This window comes from Sorangium sp. So ce1153, assembly GCF_051521595.1.
Taxonomy (GTDB): domain Bacteria; phylum Myxococcota_A; class Polyangia; order Polyangiales; family Polyangiaceae; genus Sorangium.
The window spans coordinates 6,454,002-6,477,401 of the sequence record NZ_CP150361.1 but is presented as its reverse complement, the minus strand read 5'-3'; the positions used below and the strand labels follow the sequence as shown (position 1 = coordinate 6,477,401).

Below are 23,400 nucleotides of genomic sequence, written 5' to 3'. Positions count from 1 at the left end.
AGCGTGCAAGCGTCAAAAATCGAACCGCACCCCCACCGTCGGCGCCACGGCGACGACGACGCCGCCCACCAGCGTCTCGGCGCTGAACCACCCATAGCCGTCGGGACCGGCGCGGATCCCGTCCGCCTCGCGCCATGCCGGCCGCGACACCGCGAACAGCACCGGCACCTCCAGCCCCGCGTTCAGCGCGACATGCTCGCTGAGCGACCACGCGACGCGCACCTCGGGCGTGACGAACACGAAGCGCGCCGCCTGCGTCCCCACGACCGTTCCCAGCGAGTAAGCCTCCGCGCCCGCCGTGCGCGCGGTGAACGAGCCGCGCCGCGCGTCGGACATCGACCCGAAGACGCCGCCCGCGCCGAGCCGGAAGCGGATCGGCAAGCCCGCGTCGAGCGCGTAGCCGACCCACGCGCCGAGGAACAGGCCGCGCAGCCGGAGCACGTCGTCGACCTGGCCAGCGACGGTCGTATCGCCCGCGCCCGCGGCGTCCATCTCGCTCGCCGTCTGCGCAGCGGGGTCCCCGACGAGGTTGAGCGATGTGCGCCGCCCGCGCATCGCCTGCTTCACCGACAGCGCGCCGAACGATGCCCCGAACCCGATGCCCGAGCTCAGCTGGTACCCGCCGCGGAGCACGCCGTAGCTCCCGGCGCCCACGCCCGCGCTGCACCCCGTCCCGCACGTGCCCGCCACGTCGCCCCCGAAGCTCGGCGCGATCAGCAACGCCGTCCCCAGTTCCACGAGGAAGCGCGGCGGCGGCGGCGGCTTGCGCCAGAAGGGCGACCCGGGATCGCGCTCGAGCTCCACCGAGAGCGCCGCCCGCCCGTCGCGCGCGAGCACGATCGCTTGCGTCCCGGGCAGGAACCCCTCGGCCGTGACCTCGACGATGTGCTTCCCCGTGCGGACCTGACCTTGCCACGGACCCCGGCCGAGCGACACGCCGTCGAGCGACACGAGCGCGTCCACGGGCACGGGCGCGATGCGCAGCGCGGCGTCGAGCTCCTCCGCCTCGAGCCGCACCAGCGCGACCTCATCCACCCGGAGGCTCACGCGGACCGGCGCGGTGCCGAGGCGGCCCGCGCCGCGCAGGAGCACCACGTGCGCGCCAGGCGCGAGCGGCACCGAGAGCGGCGCCTCTGAGGTCTTGCCGACCTCGATGTCGTCGACGACCACCGAGAGCTCCCGCCCGCGCGCCTCGACGACGCGGAGCGTCCCTATCTGCTTCAGCCGGGCCAGGCGCGCCGCGACGCGCGCGGTCTTCCCGCCCGCGACCTCGACGCGCGTCTCGAAGGGCTCGAAGCCCTCCTTGTACACGCGCACGCCGTGGCTGCCCGCCGCGACCCGGAGCGGCGCGAGCAGCGGAAACTCCCCTCGGCGCTGCCCGTCGACGGTGATCGTCGCGCCGGGCTCGGCCTGCTCGATCTCGACGGTGCCGACGAGCCCGCGCAGCGCGATCACCTCGCGCTGGATCGCGTCCCGCCTCGCGGCCTCCAGGGTCTCCGAGAAGTCGCGCAGCACGACCTCGAAGAGATCGAGCGCCTCGTCGAAGCGCTGGAGGCGCTTCAGGCTCTCGGCGGCGCCGATCGTCGCGCCCTGGTTCGGGTAGAGCTCCCTCGACGCCTGGAACTCCGCGAGCGCGGCGCTGAAGGCCCCCTCCTGGTAGAGCTTCCTGCCCTTGTAAAAGCGCGCCGCCGCTTCGCCCTTCTTGTCCTCGGGCGACGCGCTCTCGCCGGCCTGCGGCTCAGGCTGAGCGAGCGCAACCCCCGGCGACAGAAGCGAGGCAGCGAGCAGGACCGCGATCGCTCTGGCCCGGCGTCGAAGCACGGTGAGGAAGGATACGGTCTATCGGAAGGTGTCGGGGATCAACGACCCCGCCGTGGAGGTCGCACTCGGGGGCGCGGACACCGCGGTCGCCTTCGGTGCGCCCGTCGCCCTCCCGATCGGCGGCGCCGCAGGCCTCGGCTTTGCCGTGTCGAGCTGCATCCTGGGCGGAGCGGCGCCGGCCTCGGTCAGGATCACCTCATCCCGCAGCTCGTCCTTGCCCTTGAAGAGCCGGACGCGATGCCGGCTCCCGGGCGCGCCCTCGATCGCTACCTCACCGCCGTCGACCTTCGCCGGCGCCCCGTCGATTTCAACCGATACGTCGGCCGGTGAAACGGCGAGCCTCGCACGCTGGAGGGCAGGGGGAGGCGCGGCGACGACGGGCGCCGTGCTCTCCGGCAGCGTGACCGGCGCCGGCGCCATCGCAGGGACCGAGGCCGCCGCCGCCTCGCTGGGCGAGGCGCTGTCCTGCTGGTTCGCCGCCCTCGAGAGGCTGAAGGCGATGACCCCGGCCGCCGTCGTGAGCCCCACCGCGGCGGCGGCCATGCGGCGCGGGCGCGCGCGAGAGCGAGGAGCACTCCGGCCGTTCGACCGCGCCGTCGCGTCGCCGGTGCCCATGGTGACGGTCGCCTGCAGGAGCGTCGTGGAGCCGGTGGCGGCTTCTCGCAGGGCCCCAGGCGCATCCTTGATCGTCGCCGGCTCGGAGGCCGCGCGCCCGACGCGCACCGCGATCCGCGTGATCATCCGCCGGTGTGCGTCGTCCGGTGGGAGCGACATCGGATGCTTCGGCGCGATCACGGCGCACGTCGCCTCGCTGACCGGGACCAGGTGCTCCTCGCGGAGCGAAGAGCCGTGGGGGAGGAGCGGGCGGATCGCGTCGAGCATCGCCGCCGCGCTCGGGAAGCGATCGCCGGCGTCGAACTTCAGCGCGCCATGGACCACGGCCGCTACCTCCGGGCCGACCCAGGGCGCGAGCTCCTGGATCGGCTCCGGGCTCACCGAGCAGATCGCCATGATCAGATCGCCGAACGCCCCGATGTGCTCGTGCGGAACCCTCCCCGAGAGCGCGCGGTAGAGGACCACGCCGAGCGACCAGAGATCGGTGTGGTAGTCGATGTCGCTGAGGCCCCGCGCCTGCTCGGGCGACATGTAGAGCGGCGAGCCGATGATCCCTCCGGTGCGGGTGAGGCCCGTGGTCGGGCCGCTCTGGTGCGGCTCCGGCTTGATCTTGGCGATGCCGAAATCGAGGATCTTGACCACGATCTCACCCTCCCCGCGGCGCGCGAGGAAGAGGTTCGCGGGCTTGATGTCCCGGTGCAGGATGCGCGCCTCATGGGCCTTCTGGAGACCCACGCAGACCTGCGCCGCGATGCGAAGGGCGGTGTCGGGCTCGAGCTTGCCGACCCTGTCGAGCAGGCGCTGGAGGTCTTCCCCTTCCAGGAGCTCCATCACCATGAAGGGCGCCCCGGTCGCCGGATCGGTCCCAGCGTCGCGCACCCGGACGATGTGCTCGGTGTCGAGCGCTCCCATCGCCCTCACCTCGCGCTGGAAGCGACTGACGCTGTTCTTGCTGCGGTTCAGCAGCTCGCCCTCGACGCACTTGAGCGCCAGGAGCTCGCCGGTCTCGACCAGCTCGACCTCATAGACCGAGCCCATCCCCCCTTGGCCGAGCAAGCGGAGCACCCGGTACTTGCCGTTGAACACCGCCCCGATCAAAGCGCACGCAGCATACGCGATGGACGAAGGCCGGGGAACGAGGGACGGCTGACTGGCAACGTCACATCGTCCCCCGCGCTCCTCGCCGTCCTGAGCGGGCTCTTCCTTCGACGCGCCCGCAGGTGCTCGCCGCGCGGCGCGCGAGGAGGCGTCGAAGGCCGCACAGCGATCGAGCAGGTCGAGGTCGCGGCGCAGAGTGGCGCACTGGCGAAGCACGCCCCCTGGAGGCGCCGGAGCGACGCGTCCATCCATCGCGCACAGCCAGACGCAATCCGTACGGATCCGACCCTCGGAGCGCACCTCCCGGCGCAACGCTGTGCCCTGCCAGCATCTCCCGGTGCCGTGCCAGCGCCTCCCGGCGGCTCCCCAGCAACCCCCGGACGCCTGCCTGCACCCGCTGGTACGGCTCCTCGGAGCCGCTGGTATGGCTCCTCGGACGTGCTGGTACGGCTCCTCGGACGTGCTGGTACGGCTCCTCGGACCTGCTGGTATGGCTCCTCGGACGTGCTGGTATGGCTCCTCGGACGTGCTGGTACGGCTCCTCGGACCTGCTGGTACAGCTCCCTGGAACCGCTGGTATGGCTCCTCGGACCTGCTGGTACGGCTCCCCGGCGCTGCGGACACGATCCGCGGCCGTCGCGGCGGCGCTGGCCGCGCTCCCGGGCCGCTGGACACGCGCGCCGGTCGGGTGGCGCGCATCCCGAGCGCGCTGGCGCAGCTCCCCGGCGTCGACACCGTGCTTCCGGACAGCCGGTATCTTGCCTGGAGCGGCCGCGAGCTCTGCCGTGGTGCTACGCCTGCCCGCTCGCCACCCCACTGGAGGTAGGTTCATGGGAATTGAACTGTCACAAGAGCAGCACGCCGTCCTGAAGGAGACCCGCGCGGTCGCGACCCCCGCGGAGTTTCAGGCCCTCCTCGATGCAGCGCGGCCCGAGATGGACCGCATCGTCCGCGAGGTCATGGAGCCGAGCCAGCCCATCTCGACCACCGTCACGGAGCTCCGGGACCTCTACCTGGCCGTCGTCCAGTACGAGGCGCCGCTCGCGAGCAAGGCTTACGGCCCCGAGCGTCGCGCGCTGCTCCGCGGCGCCATCCAGCTCCTCGACACGGCGAACCTCTGGTTCGGCGAGGGCAAGCGGACCGGCGCCTACCAGGTGCGGCCCGTCGACCAGGTGATCAAGGCGAGCCGGCCGTGGCGCGCGCGGCTCAAGGCGTTCGCCGACCAGGCGTTCGCGTTCGAGCCGGACGTCGCCGAGCAGTTCGCCGACGTCAACACGAGCGGCACGCTCGCCGAGGAGACCAGCGATCTCGCCATGCTGCTCCGGCTCGCCAAGCAGCACCAGGCCCGCCTCGCGCCCGTCGGCCTCACCGAGGACTTCCTGCGCGAGGGCAGCGCCTTGCTCGACGAGGTGAGCGGCCGCGACCTGCTCGGCATCCTCGGCCTGCGGAACCGGGAAGAGGCGATGGTGCTCCGCAACTCCATCGTGACGTATGCCACGCTGCTCGGGAACGAGGCGCGCGCCGCCGGCGTCAACGCCTGCTGGGACCTCCCCGAGGCGAAGCGCCGCTTCAGCGCCACCTCGTTCCGCAACGCCCTGCGGAGGCTCCGCCCGAAGCGCCGCGGCAGCGCCGCCGCGCCGGACGAGCCGTCGCCCGTCGAGACCAGGCCCGCGGACGCCAAGCCCGCCGAGACCAAGCCCGTCGAGCCGAAGCCCATCGAGCCCGCGCCGGTCTGAAGCCACTCCCGAACGAGAACGCGGCGTGCCAGCGCTGCGGACGCGCCGTAACCCCGCTGTCACGCTGGCAGGAGCGCCTGACTCAACCGGTCGCGCTTCGCCAGAGATGAGCTCTCCGCCGGGAAGACCCGATGGATGGCTCGATGCGCTGGCTCATGCTCATCAGGTATCGCTGCCCCTCCGTTGTCCCACGAGACCATGCGACCCTCCGCGGGCCGCTGATCGCGCACCGAGATCAGGCGGGCGAGGTCGTCCTCGAGGGCGCATCCACTGGGCCTTGCGCTCGCGATCCGCGCGTCACTGGGCGGTGCCCCGGAGGCGCTGCTTGACCGTCTCCTGAACGTCGGCGGGGAGCGACTGGAGATGCTCCTCGGAGAGCATGCGCAGCACCTCCACCGGGAGCAGGAGGATCACCTGCTCGGGGGTGAGGCCGGCGAGCCGCTGCTCGAGGGTGAGGCCGGCGAGCCGCTTTTCCAGAGGCATCGCCTCGACCAGTTTCTGGAACATCTCCTCGTACTCTGGGAGCTCCTCGATGTCCGGCTGCTTCATCCTCGTGTCCCTCATCCCCCGGGCCGCTGAGCGCGCACCGAGATTAAGCGGGCGACATCGTCACTCGAGGGCGCATCCAGTGGGCCTTGCTCTCGCGATCCGCACGTCAATGAGCGGTGCCCCGGAGGCGCTTCTTGATCGTTTCCTGAACGTCGGCGGGGAGCGACTGGAGATGCTCCTCGGGGAGCATGCGCAGCACCTCCACCGGGAGCGCGAGGATCGCCTGCTCGGGGGCGAGGCCGGCGAGCCGCTGCTCGGGGGCGAGGCCGGCGAGCCGCTGCTCGGGGGCGAGGCCGGCGAGCCGCTGCTCGGGGGCAAGCCCGGCGAGCCGCTGCTCGGGAGCGAGCCCGGCGAGCCGCTGCTCGGGGGCGAGGCCGGCGAGCCGCTGCTCGGGGGCGAGGCCGGCGAGCCGCTGCTCGGGGGCGAGGCCGGCGAGCCGCTGCTCGGGGGCAAGCCCGGCGAGCCGCTGCTCGGGGGCAAGCCCGGCGAGCCGCTTTTCCACGGGCATCGCCTCGACCAGCTTCTGGAACATCTCCTCGTACCCAGGGAGCTCCTCGATGTCCGGCTGCTTCATCCTCGTGTCCCTCATCCACTGCTTCAGCCACCGCGCTGCCTCGCCCGGCTGGGCGGGCCGATGGCTGAAGAGCCGCAGGTAGTCGTCGCGTTCCGCCTCGGTCACCTCGTCCGTGATGGCGAGGTACGTATCGTACATCGGTCCGTCGATGCGCGCATACCCGCCGCCGAGCGGGCTCAGAGTCCAGCCCTTGCGCGCCAGATCCTCGCGCAGCGTCGGCGTTACCGACGCGACCACCAGCACCAGCGTCAGGTCCCCTGGCGCCGGTAGCTCGTCGAGGTGGGCCGTTTCGTACAGTCCGCCATAGGTCACGAGCCGCACCAGATCCCCGGGCCGGAACGACGAGTCGACGGGGCTCTTGTACTCCACGATCGCCACCCGCCCGAGCCGCGCCCAGAGCGCGCGCAGCACGAGCGCTTGGTCATCCTTCCGCTCGGCGCCGACCCGGCGAAGGAGCAAGATGTCCGCGCGCTGCGGCTCGATCGTGAGCCGCACCTCGGACAGGACCTCGAAGTTTGGCGGAGCCCGGCCCGCGACGAGGCTCACGAAAGCCAGATGCCAGAGGTCGAATCGCAGCTCCACGACCGCGAGGCTACCTGGCGGCGAACACAGGTCAACCGAAGTGGACGGCTTGCGCCGCGGGCCGCGGCGCGAGCCGCCGCTATTGCTCGCACGCGTGGCGCGACATCACAGGATCGAGGGAAGATGACCCTGTCGCAACTCTCGGACCGGCGCCGCGCGAAGCCGCGGCAGAGCAGCCCGCGCTCGAGATAGGCATCGAGCTCCTTCTTCGTGTGCTCGGGCATCCGGACGGCGATGGCGCCGTCGTCGCTGGAGGGTGGTGGCGCGCTGCCGGCGGCCTACGCCGGATACCCGGCGCCGCGGGCGGCGGCCTCGAAGCGCTTGCCCAGCGCTCGGGATCACTGCGCGCGGAGTCGTGCCTTGCGTGGCCGGCCCCGCTTCACCGCCGGTAGCTCCCGCTGGCGGAACAGCACCCCAGGCCGGACGCCGAGCACGTCGGCCAGCCTCACAAGGACTGCCACCCCGACGTTGGTCTTGGCGCGCTCGACCTTCTGAAGGAAACCAAGGGCGATTTCTGCTGCGTCGGCGAGCTCTTGCTGCGTCATGCCGCGCTTGAGGCGGATGCGGCGGACGTTGGCCCCGATGGAGCTGAGCACCTCCGCCAACCGCGCATCAGGCATGGCGGAGGCGCCGCCCCTCGCGCAATCGATAATAGCATCTCATATGTCTCATTCGTGTTGCTGCACCCGCCTGCACCACCTAAGCTCTCCACAAGCAAGTGCTGCCCGCGACGGCGCCAACCGCCCGGGCAGCGTGGCCGAACCCCGCCAGAACGAGGTCCGACATGAAAACCGTACGTCCGCGCCCTGAAGAGGGCCAAGAGATCGATCCGCCCTCCCGCCGCCGCGTGCGCCCCGCCGCTCGCGGCCGGCTCGCCCGCCCGCCCGCGCCGCATCACCCGCCGTCTCACCCCGCCGTCTATCTCGAAGTCGCCGCGCTCCTCGAGCACCGCCTGCTCATCCGGAGCACGCTGCGCGCCCGCGGCGTCCGCACCGCGGATCTCGACGACGTCACGCAGGAGACCGTGCTCGGCGCCTGGCGCAGCATGGGCGCCGGCCGCTTCCGGCCGTCCCCCGATCAGCCGCCGCACGACGCCCTGCGCGCCTGGCTGGCCGCGGTCGCCTCGCGCCAGGCGTCGCACCACCGCGACAAGGCGTACCGCCGGCATGAGGTGCCCGCGGTCGAGCCGCACCGGCTCGCGGCGTTCGCCGCGCGCTCTCCGGAGCCGCGCCTCGTGGCGCGCGGGCTGCTCCGTGCCTTCCACCATCTCCGCGCGGAGCTCCGCGACGTCCTGGCGCTCACCGCCACCGGCCTCACGATGCGCGAGATCGCGGCGGCGCTCGCGATCCCGAGGCCGACCGTCGCCACGCGGCTCCGCCTCGCGCGGCGCCTCTTCGCCCGAGCCCTCACGCGCCGGCGGAGGTGGCCCCGATGAGCAGCGCTCCCCTTGGCGCCCCCGCCGAGACGGCGGCGGAGATCCCGACCGCGACCGAGGCCGGCTTGATCGAGATGGTGCTCGGCATCCCGGGTGTGGCGCCGCGCATCCTCGGCACGGCCGCCCTCCCGTCCCTCGGTCGCCTCTCTCCGGCGGCGCTCGCCGAGCGCGCCCAGCTCGCGCTCCCCGACGCGACCCGGCTCGCCGCTGCCTTCGAGCTCGGCCGCCGCTACCACGCCGCGCGGGCTCGTCGAGGAGCGCGTCTCACCGACGCCGCCCGCGTGGCGAGTTACTTCGGCCCGAGGCTCGCGTCGCTCGTCCACGAGGAGATGTGGATCGCGGCGCTCGACAGCCACGGCCGCGTGCGCGAGACGCGCATGCTGGCCCGCGGCGGCGCCGACGGGCTCTACGTGGGCTGCGCGGCCATCCTGCGCGCGGCGCTCGACATGGCGGCCCTCGGCTTCGTCCTCGCCCACAACCACCCGAGCGGCGATCCGACGCCGACGGAGGTGGACCAGGCGATGACCCAGGAGCTGCGAGATCTGTCCCAGGTGCTGAACGTCCCGCTCCAGGCCCACGTCATCGTCACGCCCAGCGGGCGCTACGCCGCCGTCCTGGAGTAGGTGGCCATCGCGGGCCGCAGCGCGCCGCTGCGGCCTGCTCCTCACCGCCTTGTCTCGCCTCGCGTCCCCGGGCAGGCTTGGCCCATGGGCCAGCCCGGCGAGAAGCAGCGCCGTGCCACGTACGCCGACCTCGAAGCCGTCCCGCCGAACAAGGTGGCGGAGCTCGTCCGCGGTACTTTGCACGTGTTCCCCCGGCCGGCACCGAAGCACGCTTGGGCGTCGTCCAGGCTAGGCGTCAAGCTGGGCGGGCCCTTCGACCTAGGCGACGGCGGGCCCGGCGGCTGGCACATCCTGGACGAGCCCGAGCTCCACTTCCCCGATCCGAACGCGCCCGGCGAGATCGACGCGCTCGTGCCCGACCTCGCGGGCTGGCGCGTCGAGCGCATGCGGGAGCTGCCCGACACGGCGTACTTCGAGCTCGCCCCGGACTGGATCTGCGAGGTGCTGAGCCCTTCGACGGAGGACGTCGACCGCGACGAGAAGATGCCGATCTATGCGCGCGAGGGCGTGCGGTACGCGTGGCTGGTCGACCCGATCGCGCGCACGCTCGAGGTCTTCGCGCTCGCGTCCGGGCGAGCCTGGACCCCCGTCGCGACCCACCGCGACGCCGCGCGCGTCCGCGTCGAGCCCTTCGATGCCATCGAGCTCGACCTCTCGGTGCTCTGGGCGAAGTAGCAGGCCGCCGCGCTGGCGACGGCAGCGGCGACGATCTGTGCCTTGAGGCCTCCTGCCGAGGCGAGGGGGGCCGGATCCCTGGTGGGCGGGACTAGAAGGTGCCCGCGACGGTGAGAGAGGCCTGGCCGGGCGCCACGAGCGGCGCGATCGCGGTGACGCGCGGGCCGTCGGACGCGGTCTGCTGCTTCTGGGGGTACCAATCGATCATGGCGTACGTCGCGGTGCCGACGACCCCGACGCCGAGGAGCACCCAGCCTGTGATCGCCCAGGGGAGCGCGCCGTCATAGCTGTCGAGCTCCTCCCGGAGGCTCCCGCACGCGTTCTCGAAGCCGGGGAGGTCGCCCGAGGGATCTTCGCGCCGGCCGCAGGGCTGAGCCCTGCGATTGGCGGGGATCGTGCTCTCGTTCTTGGCGACGAACGCCTTGATCTCGGTCCCGATCTCGTCGGCGTTGCCGCTGGCGTTCGCGGTGATGGCCGTGCCGACGATCCCCATGACCAGGCCGACCCCCGCGACGCCGGTCCCCACCCAGGCGAGCGGCTTGCGCGCGTACCAGTGGAAGAACGGCTCACGGCCGCCGGCGGTCTGGTCCGGGTTCATCGAGCCCATGGTGTTGCTCGTCGAGAGGGTGAATCCGCCGGAGCTCGTCGGGGCCGCGGGCGATGTGCCCGGCGCCGTCACGCCGGGGGTCGTCGCGCCGGGTGGCGTCGCGCCGGGCGTCGTTGCGCCGGGCGTAGTCGCGCCGGGGGCCGTCGTGCCGGGCGTGGGTTGCGTGGTGCCCGCCGGGGGCTGCCCCGGCAATGGCGTCGCCGCTCCGGGCGAGGTTGGCGTCGGCGTAGCCGGCGTCGGCGCGCCGGCGATCGGCGTGGGGGGAGCCCCGGTTGTTCCCAGGGTGAGCGTCGCAGGCGTGGCCACGCCGATCTTCGCGTCCACCTGGGTGGTCGCTGACCTGTCCTGGTAGGTCGCGAACAGGGTGTGCTTGCCCGGGGTCACGAACACCGGATCGGGCAGGGGCGCCTTGCCGACGAGGACGCCGTCCACGCTGATGTCCGCGCCGTTCGCGTCGGCGGCAACGACGATGAAGCCCGTCCTCCGCTTCACGTCGGCGATCGCCTTCTCCGCGGCGGCGCGCTGCTCCGGGGTCGCGCTGGCGTGCTCGCGCAGGAACTGCTGGAAGTGCTTGCCGGCGTCCTCCAGGTGATTGGAGCGAAGCTCGCTCTGTCCCAGGTTGAGCAGCACGGCCGGGTGTCGCTTGAGCGTGTAGACCTGGAGGAACGCGGTCCGCGCGTCCTCGAAGCGACCGGCGTCGTACGCCTTGACGCCGTCCTCGTAACGCTGTCGCGCGACCTCGGTGACGGGATCGGACGCCTGCGCGAAGCTCAGCGGCTCGCCGAGAGGGAAGGAGGTGAGCCCGGCCTCGGTGAGCACAGCAGGAGCGATGAGGGAGAGCAGGAGGACGGGGGCGCAGGCGCGTATTTTCATGGCTCCTCAGGTCGGGCTTCGCCTCGTCGGCGTCCGCGGAAGGTGACGGCTGCAAGCAAGCCTCGCTGCCGAGGCGGGAAACCGGGCCGCTTCAGAACGGCGCATCGCGGATGATGCCGCCGCCCTTGTTGCCTCCGGTCGAGCTTGTTCCGGGCTGCGTCGGCGCCGCAGGCGCAGGCTTCTTCGCCGGGGGCGTCGCCTTCGGCTCGGGCGGCGGCGCCGCGGGGGTCGTCCTGGCAGCGGAGGACGCCGCGGCGGCGGCGGAAGGCGGTGTCGCCGCGGGAGCAGGCGGGCTCGCCGGGGCGGAGGCGCTCGGCGGCGGTGCCGTCGTGGCGCCGCCTTCCGTGACCGAGGCGGCGGGCGACGCGCTGGCGGTCGGTTGCGCGGTGGCGACGGGGGTCGCGGCGGGCACGGTGGGCGGCGCCTCTGCCGCTGGCGAGGCCGACGTGGGCCCGGGCTCGGGGCCGGCGTCGTCGCGGCCCGGCCCGATCAAGGCGCGGCCGACGAAGAACAGGAAGGCCGCGCCCACGATCGCGATGCCGAGCCGCAGCGCCGTCTTGTTCGGGCTGGACACGGGGATCTCGATCGGATCGTGGTCTTCCGTGCGCGCGGCGGTCGCGGCCGCGGCGTCGGCCTTCCCCGCCGCCGGGTGCGCAGCGCGAGAGCGCGTGCGCGCAGCGCGCGCCGATCGCGGTTCATCGTCGGGCAGCGGCGCGGGCGCGGGTCGCGCCTGCGGCTCGGCCGCGCGCACGTCGGTCGGCGCGTCCGGCTCGGCCGCGTGCGCGCCGGGCATGTCGTCCGGCGCACCCATTCCGACGCGCGTTTTCCCGGCGGGCGCGGGATACTTGCCCCTCTTCCCCGGGCCGCCCTCCGGCGCGCTCGCGCTGGCAGCCCCGCCGGCCGCGTCGGTGTCCGTGAGCGGCAGAGCTGACGCCTGGCTGGGCTGCTCACCTCCGGCCGCTGCACCCGCGTCGCGGGACGCGGCCTCGGCAGCAGGAGCCCCCTTCGGCTCGTCTCCGACGGCGATGGTCGGGACACCGTCGATGACGGTGTCGGAGACGCCGGACGCACCGGCCGGCGGCGCCTGGAGGACGCCCGCAGCCGGCGCCCGTGGCGCAGCGCCGGTCGCCCCTGGGGCAGCGGCAGTCGCCGCCGGCGCGGCAGCGAAGGAGGCGACCGCGGGCTCGTGCCTCGCGCCGGACACGCCGACGATGGGCACCGCCGGGATCTCCGCCTGCTTCGCCGCGGGGGCGCCGGTCTCCGGTCCGGGGGCGCTGCCGCGCGCTTCACCCCGGGGGTTCGCCAGCTCGTCGAACCCCTCCCAGGATGGCCGGATCGACGCCGCGATCCGGTCCGCTTCCTCGGCAGAGAGGGAGCGCTCTTCAGGTTCCGCGGTCGTCGGTCGCTCCCCCGCAGTCATCGCGGGGAGGAACTTACCATCCGCGTCTACCGCACCGCAATCTCGCGACGGATCCGCGCTACCAGCAGCCGCCGCGCGAGGGCGGGGGAGCCCGCCCCGGGGCGCTCGGAGGTGGCCTCGAGCAGCTCATCCGCCGTGGGCCTCCAGCAGCAACGCATCGTCCCAGGTGTCGGCGACCTGGCTCACCGTCGTGACGATATCCTCGAACTCTTCGTACTCGAGCGCGCTGAGCCGCCGGAGGCAGCGCACCACCACCTCGTTGCGCGACCTGTCGATCGCGAAGGCCGCGTCGGAGGTGGCGACGAAGCTGAGCTCCAGGAGCCGCCGGTAGAACGCCTCGCGCCCGCTCAGGGGGACGGCCATGATGGGCGAGAAGACCATCAGGACGCCTCGCGCTTCCAGCACGTTGACGCCGATCGTCGCGCTCCCGTGCTGGAGCTGCGCGTACCCCGTCTCGTCGAGCGCGTTCGTGCCCGCTCCGCCCGGCGATCCGCCCCCGCCTCGAGAGCTCGCGGCGTACCGGGCGAGATACGCGTTGACCATGCTCGTCGCGTCGGCAAACCTCTCCCCCGACGCACGGTCCGCGTACAGGGGTGTCGTGGATGAAGTGGGCGTGAGGTCGGGCACGTGAAACCTCCGGGACGTATCGCCGTTCTCTCGTCGCGCAGGGCTGGCAGGGCTGGCAGGGCTGACCCGGCGAGTCGACGGCACACCAGCCCAGCGCAGCCCCATCGTACCGCCCCGGCGTTCGCGGCGATCACGCTTTTTGCCGTGGCAGCGCACGTCGCCGTGGCAGCGCACGCGCTCGGGTGCAGCGCCGAGGGCGGGGCGCCGGCCGCGCCCGCCGCCCTCTCCGACGAGCAGCGCGCCGCCGCGCTGCTCGATCCGGGCGCGCGGCTCCCGCCCCGCGCCGAGACGGTCGCCCTCGCCGACGCCGTCGCCATCGCGTCGTCGCGGGCCGGGGTGCCGGCGCAGGCGGCCGCGCTCGCGGAGCTCGCCGGCGATCTGCGCGTGCGGCTCTTCCGCCTCGATCAAGCGGTCACCGACGCGCGCGAGGCGATGGAGCTCTACGCCGCGGCCGCGACCGCCTTCCGCGGCACGGCCGAGCCGGCGCACGTCGAGCGCGCGTGCCAGGCCGAGCGCCGCCGCGCGCTGCTCGCCGGCGAGCTCGCCCACGACGCCGCCGCCGCGTACCGCGAGCTCTACCTGGTCTCGCGGCGCCACGCGGCCCTCGCCCCGCCCGCGCCCTCGGGCGGCGCGGCGCCGTCTCGCTCGCCGTGCCTCGGCGCGATCGCCGTCGCGCTGGCGCAGGCGGCCGCGTACCGGCCCAGCGGGGAAGCGCTGCGCGCGCTGGAGCAGGAGGGGCACCGCGTCGAGGGCGTCGCCCTCGCCCTCGCGCCCGCGTCCGCGCCCGCCTCCTCCGCCGCGCCGGCGAGCTCCGCGAGCGCGGCGCCGGTGCAGGTGACGACCGCGGACGCCGGCGGCGACCTCGTCGTCGCCCCGCGGGCTGTCGTGCCCTCCGGACCGGTGAAGATCACCGGGATCGAGCGGCACGGCTCGGACAAGGGGGCGCGCGTCGTGATCGAGCTCTCCGCGCCGACGACGTTCGACGTCGGCACGCTCGCGGCGGACGAGGACGCCGGCAAGGACGCCCGCGTCTTCGTCGACATCGCGGGCGCTACATCGCGCGGCGTCGCGCGGGAGATCGAGGTCGGCGGCGTCCTGCGGCGGGTGCGCGTCGGCGTGCAGCCGAAGGGCACCCGCGTCGTCCTCGATCTCGCGGCCAACCTGTACCGCCGGGTCTTCTACCTGCCCGAGCCGTTCCGGATCGTCGTCGACGTGAGCACCCGCCCTCCGGTGCGCGACGACAAGAGCAAGCCCGGCGGCGCCCGGGAGATCCGGCGCGTCGTGATCGACCCGGGGCACGGCGGCAACGACACCGGCGCGGTCGGCCCCACCGGGCTCCGGGAGAAGGACGTGACGCTCGACGTCGCCCACCGCGTCGCGCCGCTGCTCGCGCGCGAGCTCAAGATCGAGACGCTCCTCACGCGCGACAGCGACGTCTACGTCCCCCTGGAGCTCCGCACCGCCCGCGCGAACGCGTTCCACGCCGATCTGTTCGTCTCGATCCACTGCAACGCGAGCGACAACGGCCGCGCCCGCGGCGTCCAGACCTTCTCGCTCGCGGCGTCTCACGACGCCGAGACGACGTCGGCGCAGCTCGCCGCGCGCGAGAACGCCGCGCGCGCCGCGAGGGGAGGGCAGGGCGCGGATCCAGGCGACGCCGACGCCCGCCTCGAGGTGGAGGCGATCCTGTCGAACCTCAACGTCGGCGACATGGCCGCCCGGTCGCGCCACTTCGCCGAGCTGCTGCAGCGGTCGTCGCTCGCCTCGCTCGCGCCCCGCTACCCCGACACGAAGGATCAGGGCGTCAAGGGCGCGGGCTTCTTCGTCCTCGCCGGCGCCGACATGCCGGCCGCCCTGTTCGAGACGGCGTTCATCTCGAACCCCGAGGACGAGGCCCGCCTCGCCACCGCTGATTTCCGGCAGAAGATGGCGGACGCCGTCGTGAACGCGATCCGCGCCTACCGCGAGGGCAAGTGAGGGGCGCCGCCCGCCTGCGCAGACGTCGCCCGCGCGCGCTTCACCCTCGGTTCACCCTCGCTCGAGGCCCATGAGCCGCTCGAGCGAGTCGCGCAGCTCGCCGGCCTCGCCCTTCTTGATGAAGTCGTAAGCGCCGGCCTCGGTCGCGTTCTTCTTCATCTCCTCGTGGTTCGAGTACACGATACAGCGGATGTGCGAGGTCGCGTCGATCGACCGGAGGCGCTCCAGGCAGCGCACGCCGTCGAGGCCCGGCATCATGACGTCCAGGATGAGCGCGTCGGGCTGCAGGTTGCCCACCGCGACGAGGGCGTCGAACGGATCCTGGAACGTCGTCAGGTCGAACCGCCGCGAGAGGGTCTTGCGGAGCGCGGCGAGGACGGCGGGGTCGTCGTCGACCACGACGACCTTCGGCTTGCCCATCCGCAGGATCTCCGGGATCGGGTAGCCGTACTTTCGGAGGAAATCGAGCACGTCCAGCCGCCGGAAGCGGAGGTGCCGTCCGGGCGTGCGGAAGTGGCGGATCTCCCCCTTGTCCGCCCAGTTGTGGATGGTCTTGAGGTCCACCTGGCAAAAGCGCGCGACGTCGCTCGCGGTGAACAGCTCGGGCTGCGTCGTGTTCTCTTTCGGGTTCGTTTCCATGGCTCACTCCTCGAGATCAGGCGTCGCCGGCACGGAGGGGGCATTCGTCCGGGGGGCTTCGAGACTGGTCGGCACGGGTGGATCCGGGCTCTCGTTCCTGTTTGATGTAGATCGGGGATCCATGGGCGCAGCGCTCTTCGGCGACGAAGCGCCCGTGGCGCAGGACATAACGGGTCGGCCCCTCGGCGCGCCGCTCGCGGATCTCGTGCGAGGGGTCCCCCGGCAGCGCCAGATACGGCGGCTCGTCCCCGTCGCCCGGGACGAAGCGCGGGCAGATCGGCAGGAGCGACTGGCGCTCCGCCAGCGCCACGGCGCTGCGCACGTCCGCGGCCGCGGAGAGGAGCTCGAGCGTGCGCGAAGTCGGCGGGGCGAGAAAGATCTCGCCACGCTCGGCGCGCTCCAGGACCTCCCGCGGCCCGGCCCAGAAGCTCGTCGTCGTCTCGTGCCCGTCGTGTCGCCCGACCTGGCCGCGCGGCAGCGGCAGCAGGAAGAAGCGCGCGTCGAAGCGGCGCGGCTCGGAGAGGGGCGTGATCCATCGGGCCCATGGGACCAGCGCCCCGAGGGCGAGCTTCAGGCCACGCCGCTCGAGCGCCGCGTCGAGCGGCGTCCCGGCGGCAAGCTCCCGCAAGGCGGCGTCGATCGCGTCGTCGGACAGCGGCATGTCGGTCGGGACAATGGCCCCTTCCTCCAGCGTCTCGCGGCATGCCGCCACGCACAGCGCGCGCGCCGGCGCCTCGTCCGTCGCGAACAAGGCGGCGCGCGCCGGCGGCTCGGTCGCCCGATCCCTCCAGACTTCCGCGCCGTCCTGTGCGTCCACCTTCCCACCAGGGAACACAACGGCGCCGCCCATGAAGCTCGAGCTCGCGTGGCGGCGAACGCAGAACACCTCGAGCCCAGCGTGACCATCACGGAGAACGACCACCGTGGCGGCGTCGCGAGGTCGTACCGGGTTTCGGTTCTGATCAAAATCCAGCAATCTAGGATAAATTTGTTCCACGTGAGCTGTCTTTCGTCAAACCGTCCTCTGCGTCTCTTTTCTGGCGTGCTCTGCGGTGAGCATGCCTGTTCGGGGCCAATGCCGCCGCCCTTTCCGGCTGCTCGGGGCTTCCCCGTAGACGCTTTCCACTCTCTCCTGACACCGATGCCGCAACGCGCTGGCGGTCGCGGCCGTTTCACGGAAGCCTCGGTATTTGCCGGACGATACGAACGAACTCTGCCTTTGACGGAGGCGTCGTTGACGGGCTCGGCGCTCACGCCTAGAATCCCGCGCCTCGCAATTTCGGGGGCTGTCTGGCCTCTCCGGATATGTCGCGGAGCCGTAAGCCCCGTTTCGACAGCCGGGGGGGGCAGCGCCCCGCGGCTTGCATGCGCCAGGGAGCTCAGACGGCAGCGCCGAACGGCGCATTCGACGCGAGAGGACCTATGAACAAGGCCCAGCTGAAAAAGTTCAAGACCCTGCTTGAGACGAAGCGCGACGAGATCGTCAAGAAGGCCAAGCAAACGCTGACCGAAGACATGATGCTCGACGCGAACGATCTCCCGGACGAGATGGACCTCGCGTCGAGCGAGTACCTGCAGTCGTTCACGTTCCGGCTCCGGGGCCGCGAGAAGTCGTTCCTCGACAAGATCCAGAAGGCGCTGGTGAAGATCGAGGACGGCTCGTTCGGCAAGTGCGAGGAGTGCGAGGAGGAGATCTCGGCGAAGCGCCTCGAGGCGCGCCCCGAGACGAGCCTCTGCATCCGCTGCAAAGAGGACCAGGAGAGGGTCGAGAAGGATTACGGCTGACGCTGCGCCGCGCGAGGGCCTCCGGCTCGGCGGCCTCCGCGCGCTGCGGTCTCCGCGTCGTCGGGCGTGCGCTCCCGGCTCCGGTCCATGTCGTGGGGGCCGGGCGGGGCCACGCCCGTTTTTCTATTTGCGGGCGGCCGCGCGGCCGCGCGGCGCCTGCGCGCCGCGGCGCTTGGCCGCCGTGAGCACCTCGCGCAGGTACGCGCCGGTGAACGACGCCTCCTCCTGCGCCACGTCCTCCGGCGTGCCCGCCGCCACGATCGTCCCGCCGCGCTCGCCGCCCTCGGGGCCGAGGTCGATCACCCAGTCGCTGCAGGCGATGACATCGAGGTTGTGCTCGATCACGAGGACGGTGTTCCCGGCGTCGCGCAGGCTCATGAGGCTCGCGGTGAGCACCTCGATGTCCGAGAAGTGCAGGCCCGTCGTCGGCTCGTCGAGCACGTAGAGCGTGCGGCCGGTGGCCTTGCGGGCGAGCTCGCGCGCGAGCTTCACGCGCTGCGCCTCGCCGCCCGAGAGCGTCGTCGCGGGCTGACCCAGCGTGATGTAGCCGAGGCCGACCCGCGCGAGCGCGGCGAGCCGCTCCCGGACGCGCGGGAGCGCCTCGAACTGCTCGATCGCCTGCTCGACCGTGAGGTCGAGCGCGTCGGCGATCGACATCCCGCGGTAGAGCACCTCGAGCGTCTCGCGGTTGTACCTGCGGCCCCCGCACGTCTCGCACGTCACGAAGATGTCGGGCAGGAAGTGCATCTCGATCCGGAGCACGCCGTCGCCCTGGCAGGCCTCGCAGCGGCCGCCCTTCACGTTGAACGAGAAGCGGCCCGCCTTGTACCCGCGCGTCCTCGCCTCCGGGAGGCCCGCGTAGAGCTCGCGGAGCAGGCCGAAGACCCCCGTGTACGTCGCCGGGTTGGAGCGCGGCGTGCGCCCGATGGGGGCCTGGTCGATCGAGATCACCTTGTCGATGTGCGAGAGGCCCTCGATCCCGTCGCACGCGCCGATCGGCGCCGAGCTCCGGTACAGCTCGTTCTTCGCGGCGGGCAGCAGCGTGTCGACGATGAGGCTCGACTTGCCCGAGCCGGACACGCCGGTGACCGTGCAGAAGAGGCCGACGGGGATGTCGGCCGTCACATTGCGGAGGTTGTGCGCCCGCGCGCCGGCCACGCGGATGAAGCGCTCGTCGGGGCGCCGGCGCTTCGTCGGGATCGCCAGCTGCTTCTTGCCGCTGAGGTAGGGGCCCGTGATCGACGCGGGATCGGCGCTCAGCTCCTCCGGCGTGCCCTGCGCCACCACGTTGCCGCCGTGCACGCCCGCGCCCGGGCCCATGTCCACGACGTGGTCGGCCGCGAGGATGGCGTCGCGGTCGTGCTCGACGACGACCACGGTGTTGCCGAGGTCCACGAGCCGCCGGAGCGCCTCGAGCAGGCGCGTGTTGTCGCGCGCGTGCAGGCCCACCGACGGCTCGTCGAGCACGTAGAGCACGCCGACGAGCGCGGCCCCGATCTGCGTCGCGAGGCGGATGCGCTGGCCCTCGCCGCCGGAGAGCGTCTGCGCGGAGCGGTCGAGCGTGAGGTAGTCGAGCCCGACGTCGATGAGGAACCCGAGGCGGGCGATCACCGCCCGGAGCAGCGGCTCCGCGATCGCGCGCTCGCGCGGCGCGAGCCCGATGTCGACCGGGGCGTCGCCCGTCCCCGAGCCGTCGCCCCGCGGCGCCCCGTCCCTGGGCGGCATGAGCCCCTCGAGGAAGACGCGCAGCGTGCGCAGCGGCAGGGTGCCGACGTCGGCGATGTTGCGATCGCCGAGCCGCACGGCGAGCGCCTCGGGGCGCAGGCGCCTGCCGTCGCAGGCGTCGCACACCCGCGTGATGACGAAGCGGCCGATCTCGTCGGAGAGCGCGGCGCTGTCCTCGTCGGGATCGGCGTCCTCCTCGTCGCTCAGCGCGGGCTCGCCGCTGCTGAGCAGGCGCTCTAGCCGCGGGATGATCCCCTCGTAGGCGGCCTTCTTCTTCCCCCGGCCGCCGCCGGGCTCGCCCCCCTCGAGGATCGCCTGCCGCACGGCCGCCGGCAGCTTGGCCCACGGGACGTCCGGATCGCAGCCGAGCGCCTGGACGGCCCGGTCGGTCTCCGTGGCGAGCGCGAGCGACCCGCGGCGGCCCCAGGCCACGACGGCGCCCTCGCGGAGCGTCCGCCGCGGGTCGGGGACCACGCGGTCCGGATCGATGCGGGTCCTCGCGCCGATGCCGTCGCAGGCCGGGCAGGCGCCGTGGGGGCCGTTGAAGGAGAACATCCGCGGCTCGATCGGCGGCAGGGAGATGCCGCAGTCGATGCACGCGAAGCGCTCGCTCATCCAGAGCGGCTCGATCTTCATGCCCTCGCTGGAGATGTCGACGAGCAGCCTGCCTTCGCCCAGCTTGAGGGCGAGCTCGACCGAGTCGGTGAGCCGGCCCTTGATGCCCTCCTTGACCACGATCCGATCCACGACCACGTCGAGGTCGTGCGCGCGCGTTCGATCGAGGACGATCTCGTCGCCGAGGTCGACGACCTCGCCGTCGATGCGCGCGCGCACGAAGCCCTCGCGGCGCAGCCGCTCGATGTCGAGCTTCAGCTCTCCGCGGCGCCCTCGCGCGATGGGCGCCATGATCGTGACCCGCGTCTTGTCCCCGAAGTCGAGGATCCGGTCGACGATCTGCTGCACGGTCTGGGCCTCGATCCGCTTGCCGCACGCGGGGCAGTGCGGGGTGCCGACCCGCGCGAAGAGCAGCCGGAGGTAGTCCGAGATCTCGGTCACCGTGCCGACGGTGGAGCGCGGGCTCTTCGCCAGCGCGCGCTGCTCGATCGCGATCGCGGGCGAGAGGCCCTCGATCGACTCCACGTCGGGCTTGGACAGCTGCTCGAGGAACTGACGCGCATACGCGGAGAGCGACTCCACGTACCGGCGCTGCCCCTCCGCGTAGATGGTGTCGAACGCCAGGGACGATTTGCCAGAGCCGCTGGGGCCGGTGATCACCACCAGGCGGTCGCGCGGAAGCGACACGCTGACGTTCTTGAGGTTGTGCTGCCGAGCGCCTCGAACGACCAGTCGATCCATAGGGGGAACCGGAGAGCTATCACACACGGACGCGGGCGTGGCGCCGGTCCTGCGCGCGGCGCCACGCTCGCCCGCCCGCGCGCGGCGCGCGTCGCGTCGAAAACCGCCGGCGTATGGGGCGCGGGCCAAGGCCTTCCGGATGTCCTGGAATTCTTCTCACGTCGCTGCGCTGCGAGCTGGACTATGAGGGGGCGCGCGGGGTGACGTGGAAGCGCGCTCAAGAAGTGTCCTGATGGCGGTGGGCGCCGGCGTTGCGCTGGGCGCTGTCGCGCTCATGGCGCGCTACGCCCCCGAGCTGGACGCGCTGCTCCTGATGCCGTCCCCTCCGCCCGGGCGGCTCGATGCCCGCGCTGCCGCCCCGCGTCTCACCGAGCCCGCGGCGCCGTCCGCCTCGCCGCCAGCGCCTCTCTCGCCGTCGTCCACTCCGCCTGCGCCCGGCGCGGCCGCTCGCCCGGGGGAGCCTGCCGCGCCGGCTCCGGGCTCGCCCCCCGACGCCCCGGCCCCGCTCGTCGACCGCTTCGCCGCGGACCCGGCGGCGCGCGCCGCGTGCGCGGACGACATGACCCTCGTGGAGGGCGACTTCTGCCCGGCCCTTCCGTACGTGTGCGCTCGCGCCGGCGACGGGGCCGGCCACGGCTGCCCCGAGTACGCGCGCGGCGCCCGGTGCCGTGCGGCCGTGGATCCCCGGCGCTTCTGCGTCGACCGCCACGAGTGGCCGAACCGGGTCGGCGAGCTCCCGCGCGTCTACGTCGACTGGTACGAGGCGAAGTCGCTCTGCGCTTCGGTGGGCAAGCGGCTCTGCCGGCGCTCCGAGTGGATCCTCGCTTGCGAAGGACCGAAGCGCTTGCCCTATCCTTGGGGCTTCGTGCGCACGCCCAGCCCCTGCAACATCGACCGCGCCGCGATCGCGTTCGACATCGGCGCGATCGTGGACGAGGCGACCCGCGAGGACGAGATCGCCCGGCTGTGGCAGGCCGACCCGATCGGATCGCACCCGAACTGCATCAGCGCGTACGGCGCGTACGACCTCTCCGGCAACGTCGACGAGTGGACCGACAACCTCGCCGACGATCCGAGCACGGCGCGCCCGGCCACGCTCAACGGCGGCTACTGGGGGCCCGTCCGGAACACCTGCCGCCTCACGACGGGGGGGCACGGGCCGACCTTCAAGTTCTACCAGGCCGGCTTCCGTTGCTGCGCCGACACGGTCGACGGCGTCGTCACGCCGCCGCCGCGGCCGTTCATCGAGCAGCGCGACGGCGAGAAGGACGACGTGTACGACTGACATGCGGGAGCGCATCGCCTTCATCGCCGCCCTCGTCGTCGCCGCCCTGGTGAGCGCGCTCCTCTTCGCCCCCCGCTTCCAGAGGCCGCGGGAGCCGCTCGAGGTGGCGAGCGCCGCCTCGCCGGCGAGCGTCGCCCCGCCGGAGCCGGCGCCGCCCGTGTCCGCGCTCGCCCCGCCGCCGCCCCCTCCGCTGCCCGGGTACGTACGCGTCAACCCGGCGAGCGCCACGGCGTGCCTCTCGGGGATGGTGCTCGTCGACGGCATCTACTGCCCCTACGTCGGGCACCACTGCGCCGCGTACATCGACGAGGAGAAGGACGTCTGCGCGCGGTTCGAGCCCGAGGTCCTCTGCGAGGGGCGCCTCCAGCACCGGCGCTTCTGCATCGACGTCTTCGAGTACCCGAACCTCGAGGGCGTCCGCCCTGCGGTGATGGTCAACTGGCTGGAGGCGAAGCGCGCGTGCGAGGTCGAGGGCAAGCGGCTCTGCTCCGGCGAGGAGTGGGAGTTCGCGTGCGAGGGCCCGCAGATGTGGCCGTACCCCTACGGCATCGCGCGCGATCCCGAGGCCTGCAACATCGACAGGAAGATCTCGATGCCCGTGCTCGAGACGTTCTCCGACCCGTGGAAGATCTCCACGGAGGTCGAGCGGCTCGACCGCCGGGTCGCGTCCGGGGAGATGCACCGGTGCGTGAGCCCCTTCGGCGTGCGCGACATGACCGGCAACGTCGACGAGTGGGTGAACAACTCGCTCGGCAAGATGGACGAGAAGCCGTTTCGCTCGACGCTGAAGGGGGGCTACTGGGGGCCGATCCGCTCGAGGTGCCGCCCGGTCACGTCGACGCACAACCGGTGGTTCCGCTTCTACCAGGTCGGCTTCCGGTGCTGCGCCGACGCGCTCGACGGGGGCAAGGCCGTGGCCCCCGCCGACAAGGCAGCCCGCATCCCGCGGCGCAGCCCGATGGCCGATCCGGGCGGGCGGCAGCAGCCTTGAGCGAGGGGCAGCCTTGAGCGAGGGGCAGCCTTGAGCGAGGGGCAGCCTTGAGCGAGGGGCAGCCTTGAGCGAGGGCCGCGGCGCGCCGGGCTGCGGACCTGGCGCGGGCGGCTGCGCGCCGGCGAGGTGCCCGGGCGGCGAGCGCGCCGCCTGCGACCGGCTCTCCACGGCCGGGGCGGCGCGGACCGCCGCGGAACGTGCTCGATCACCGGTCCGCCGCGGTCAATCCGGGCCCGCCGAAACCGCTCCCCTTCCAACGGCGCGCCGCTTGGACTACGTTGTCCGCCGGTGCTTCAACAGGCGGACCCGCTCAGGGCTTCGCCCCTGCACCAGGGCCTATAGCTCAATCGGTCAGAGCCCCCGGCTCATAACCGGGCTGTTCCTGGTTCGAGTCCAGGTGGGCCCAC

At 72.9% G+C, this 23,400-nt stretch carries 19 protein-coding genes and 1 tRNA gene; 9 read left to right on the top strand and 11 right to left on the bottom strand.

Annotated elements, in window-relative coordinates; genetic code table 11:
- Positions 1-12: 12 nt before the first annotated feature.
- Both WME85_RS23205 and WME85_RS23200 read right to left on the bottom strand, forming a co-directional pair.
- Positions 13-1,821: a PEGA domain-containing protein gene (locus WME85_RS23205; RefSeq protein WP_437841024.1), complete on the bottom strand. Its 1,809-nt coding sequence runs from the start codon at positions 1,819-1,821 to the stop codon at positions 13-15.
- Between the two features lie 18 nt (positions 1,822-1,839).
- On the bottom strand, positions 1,840-3,522 hold the full coding sequence (locus WME85_RS23200; protein WP_437841022.1) for a protein kinase domain-containing protein: 1,683 nt from the start codon (positions 3,520-3,522) through the stop codon (positions 1,840-1,842).
- 842 nt (positions 3,523-4,364) lie between these two features.
- Between WME85_RS23200 and WME85_RS23195 the strand changes: the two genes are divergently transcribed.
- Positions 4,365-5,270 (top strand): hypothetical protein, encoded by a 906-nt coding sequence (locus tag WME85_RS23195; protein WP_437841020.1) that lies wholly within the window; start codon positions 4,365-4,367, stop codon positions 5,268-5,270.
- Positions 5,271-5,567: 297 nt separating this feature from the next.
- Here WME85_RS23195 and WME85_RS23190 read toward each other — a convergent pair whose 3' ends face one another.
- The 3 genes from WME85_RS23190 to WME85_RS23180 form a co-directional block, all read right to left on the bottom strand.
- A complete protein-coding gene (locus WME85_RS23190) occupies positions 5,568-5,819 on the bottom strand; it encodes a hypothetical protein (protein WP_437311614.1) in 252 nt (83 codons plus the stop codon).
- A gap of 106 nt (positions 5,820-5,925) precedes the next feature.
- The gene (locus WME85_RS23185) at positions 5,926-6,975 is read right to left on the bottom strand and encodes a hypothetical protein (RefSeq protein WP_437311613.1); all 1,050 of its coding nucleotides are present in this window, start codon (positions 6,973-6,975) and stop codon (positions 5,926-5,928) included.
- Positions 6,976-7,313: 338 nt separating this feature from the next.
- The gene (locus WME85_RS23180) at positions 7,314-7,595 is read right to left on the bottom strand and encodes a helix-turn-helix domain-containing protein (protein WP_437311612.1); all 282 of its coding nucleotides are present in this window, start codon (positions 7,593-7,595) and stop codon (positions 7,314-7,316) included.
- Positions 7,596-7,759: 164 nt separating this feature from the next.
- Here WME85_RS23180 and WME85_RS23175 point away from each other — a divergent pair, with 164 nt between their 5' ends.
- From WME85_RS23175 to WME85_RS23165, 3 genes are all read left to right on the top strand, one after another.
- Complete coding sequence (locus tag WME85_RS23175) at positions 7,760-8,410, top strand: sigma-70 family RNA polymerase sigma factor (protein ID WP_437311611.1); 651 nt, start codon at positions 7,760-7,762, stop codon at positions 8,408-8,410.
- The gene (locus tag WME85_RS23170; protein ID WP_437841018.1) at positions 8,407-9,033 is read left to right on the top strand and encodes a JAB domain-containing protein; all 627 of its coding nucleotides are present in this window, start codon (positions 8,407-8,409) and stop codon (positions 9,031-9,033) included. Before WME85_RS23175 ends, WME85_RS23170 begins: the two co-directional genes overlap by 4 nt.
- An 84-nt stretch (positions 9,034-9,117) precedes the next feature.
- A complete protein-coding gene (locus tag WME85_RS23165) occupies positions 9,118-9,708 on the top strand; it encodes a Uma2 family endonuclease (RefSeq protein WP_437841017.1) in 591 nt (196 codons plus the stop codon).
- 91 nt (positions 9,709-9,799) lie between these two features.
- Here the strand turns inward: WME85_RS23165 and WME85_RS23160 are convergent, their stop codons facing one another.
- From WME85_RS23160 to WME85_RS23150, 3 genes are all read right to left on the bottom strand, one after another.
- Positions 9,800-11,188: a hypothetical protein gene (locus WME85_RS23160; protein WP_437841015.1), complete on the bottom strand. Its 1,389-nt coding sequence runs from the start codon at positions 11,186-11,188 to the stop codon at positions 9,800-9,802.
- Between the two features lie 91 nt (positions 11,189-11,279).
- The gene (locus WME85_RS23155; protein WP_437841013.1) at positions 11,280-12,608 is read right to left on the bottom strand and encodes a hypothetical protein; all 1,329 of its coding nucleotides are present in this window, start codon (positions 12,606-12,608) and stop codon (positions 11,280-11,282) included.
- 126 nt (positions 12,609-12,734) lie between these two features.
- A complete protein-coding gene (locus WME85_RS23150; RefSeq protein WP_437841011.1) occupies positions 12,735-13,151 on the bottom strand; it encodes a YbjN domain-containing protein in 417 nt (138 codons plus the stop codon).
- 228 nt (positions 13,152-13,379) lie between these two features.
- Here WME85_RS23150 and WME85_RS23145 point away from each other — a divergent pair, with 228 nt between their 5' ends.
- Complete coding sequence (locus WME85_RS23145) at positions 13,380-15,212, top strand: N-acetylmuramoyl-L-alanine amidase (protein WP_437841010.1); 1,833 nt, start codon at positions 13,380-13,382, stop codon at positions 15,210-15,212.
- A 51-nt stretch (positions 15,213-15,263) separates the two neighbouring features.
- Here the strand turns inward: WME85_RS23145 and WME85_RS23140 are convergent, their stop codons facing one another.
- Both WME85_RS23140 and WME85_RS23135 read right to left on the bottom strand, forming a co-directional pair.
- Entirely contained in the window at positions 15,264-15,851 is a 588-nt protein-coding gene (locus WME85_RS23140; protein WP_061609761.1) for a response regulator, read from the bottom strand.
- Positions 15,852-15,867: 16 nt separating this feature from the next.
- On the bottom strand, positions 15,868-16,848 hold the full coding sequence (locus tag WME85_RS23135; protein WP_437841008.1) for an NUDIX hydrolase: 981 nt from the start codon (positions 16,846-16,848) through the stop codon (positions 15,868-15,870).
- A 425-nt stretch (positions 16,849-17,273) separates the two neighbouring features.
- Here WME85_RS23135 and WME85_RS23130 point away from each other — a divergent pair, with 425 nt between their 5' ends.
- The gene (locus WME85_RS23130; RefSeq protein WP_433937002.1) at positions 17,274-17,636 is read left to right on the top strand and encodes a TraR/DksA family transcriptional regulator; all 363 of its coding nucleotides are present in this window, start codon (positions 17,274-17,276) and stop codon (positions 17,634-17,636) included.
- A 123-nt stretch (positions 17,637-17,759) separates the two neighbouring features.
- Here the strand turns inward: WME85_RS23130 and uvrA are convergent, their stop codons facing one another.
- Complete coding sequence (gene uvrA / locus WME85_RS23125) at positions 17,760-20,717, bottom strand: excinuclease ABC subunit UvrA (protein ID WP_437841006.1); 2,958 nt, start codon at positions 20,715-20,717, stop codon at positions 17,760-17,762.
- A 232-nt stretch (positions 20,718-20,949) separates the two neighbouring features.
- Between uvrA and WME85_RS23120 the strand changes: the two genes are divergently transcribed.
- From WME85_RS23120 to WME85_RS23110, 3 genes are all read left to right on the top strand, one after another.
- Positions 20,950-22,002, top strand: coding sequence for a formylglycine-generating enzyme family protein (locus tag WME85_RS23120; RefSeq protein ID WP_437841004.1), 1,053 nt, complete (start codon positions 20,950-20,952; stop codon positions 22,000-22,002).
- Between the two features lies 1 nt (position 22,003).
- Positions 22,004-22,993, top strand: a complete 990-nt coding sequence (locus WME85_RS23115) for a formylglycine-generating enzyme family protein (protein ID WP_437841002.1) — start codon at positions 22,004-22,006, stop codon at positions 22,991-22,993.
- 332 nt (positions 22,994-23,325) lie between these two features.
- A tRNA-Ile gene (locus WME85_RS23110) sits at positions 23,326-23,399 on the top strand.
- Position 23,400: the final 1 nt, after the last annotated feature.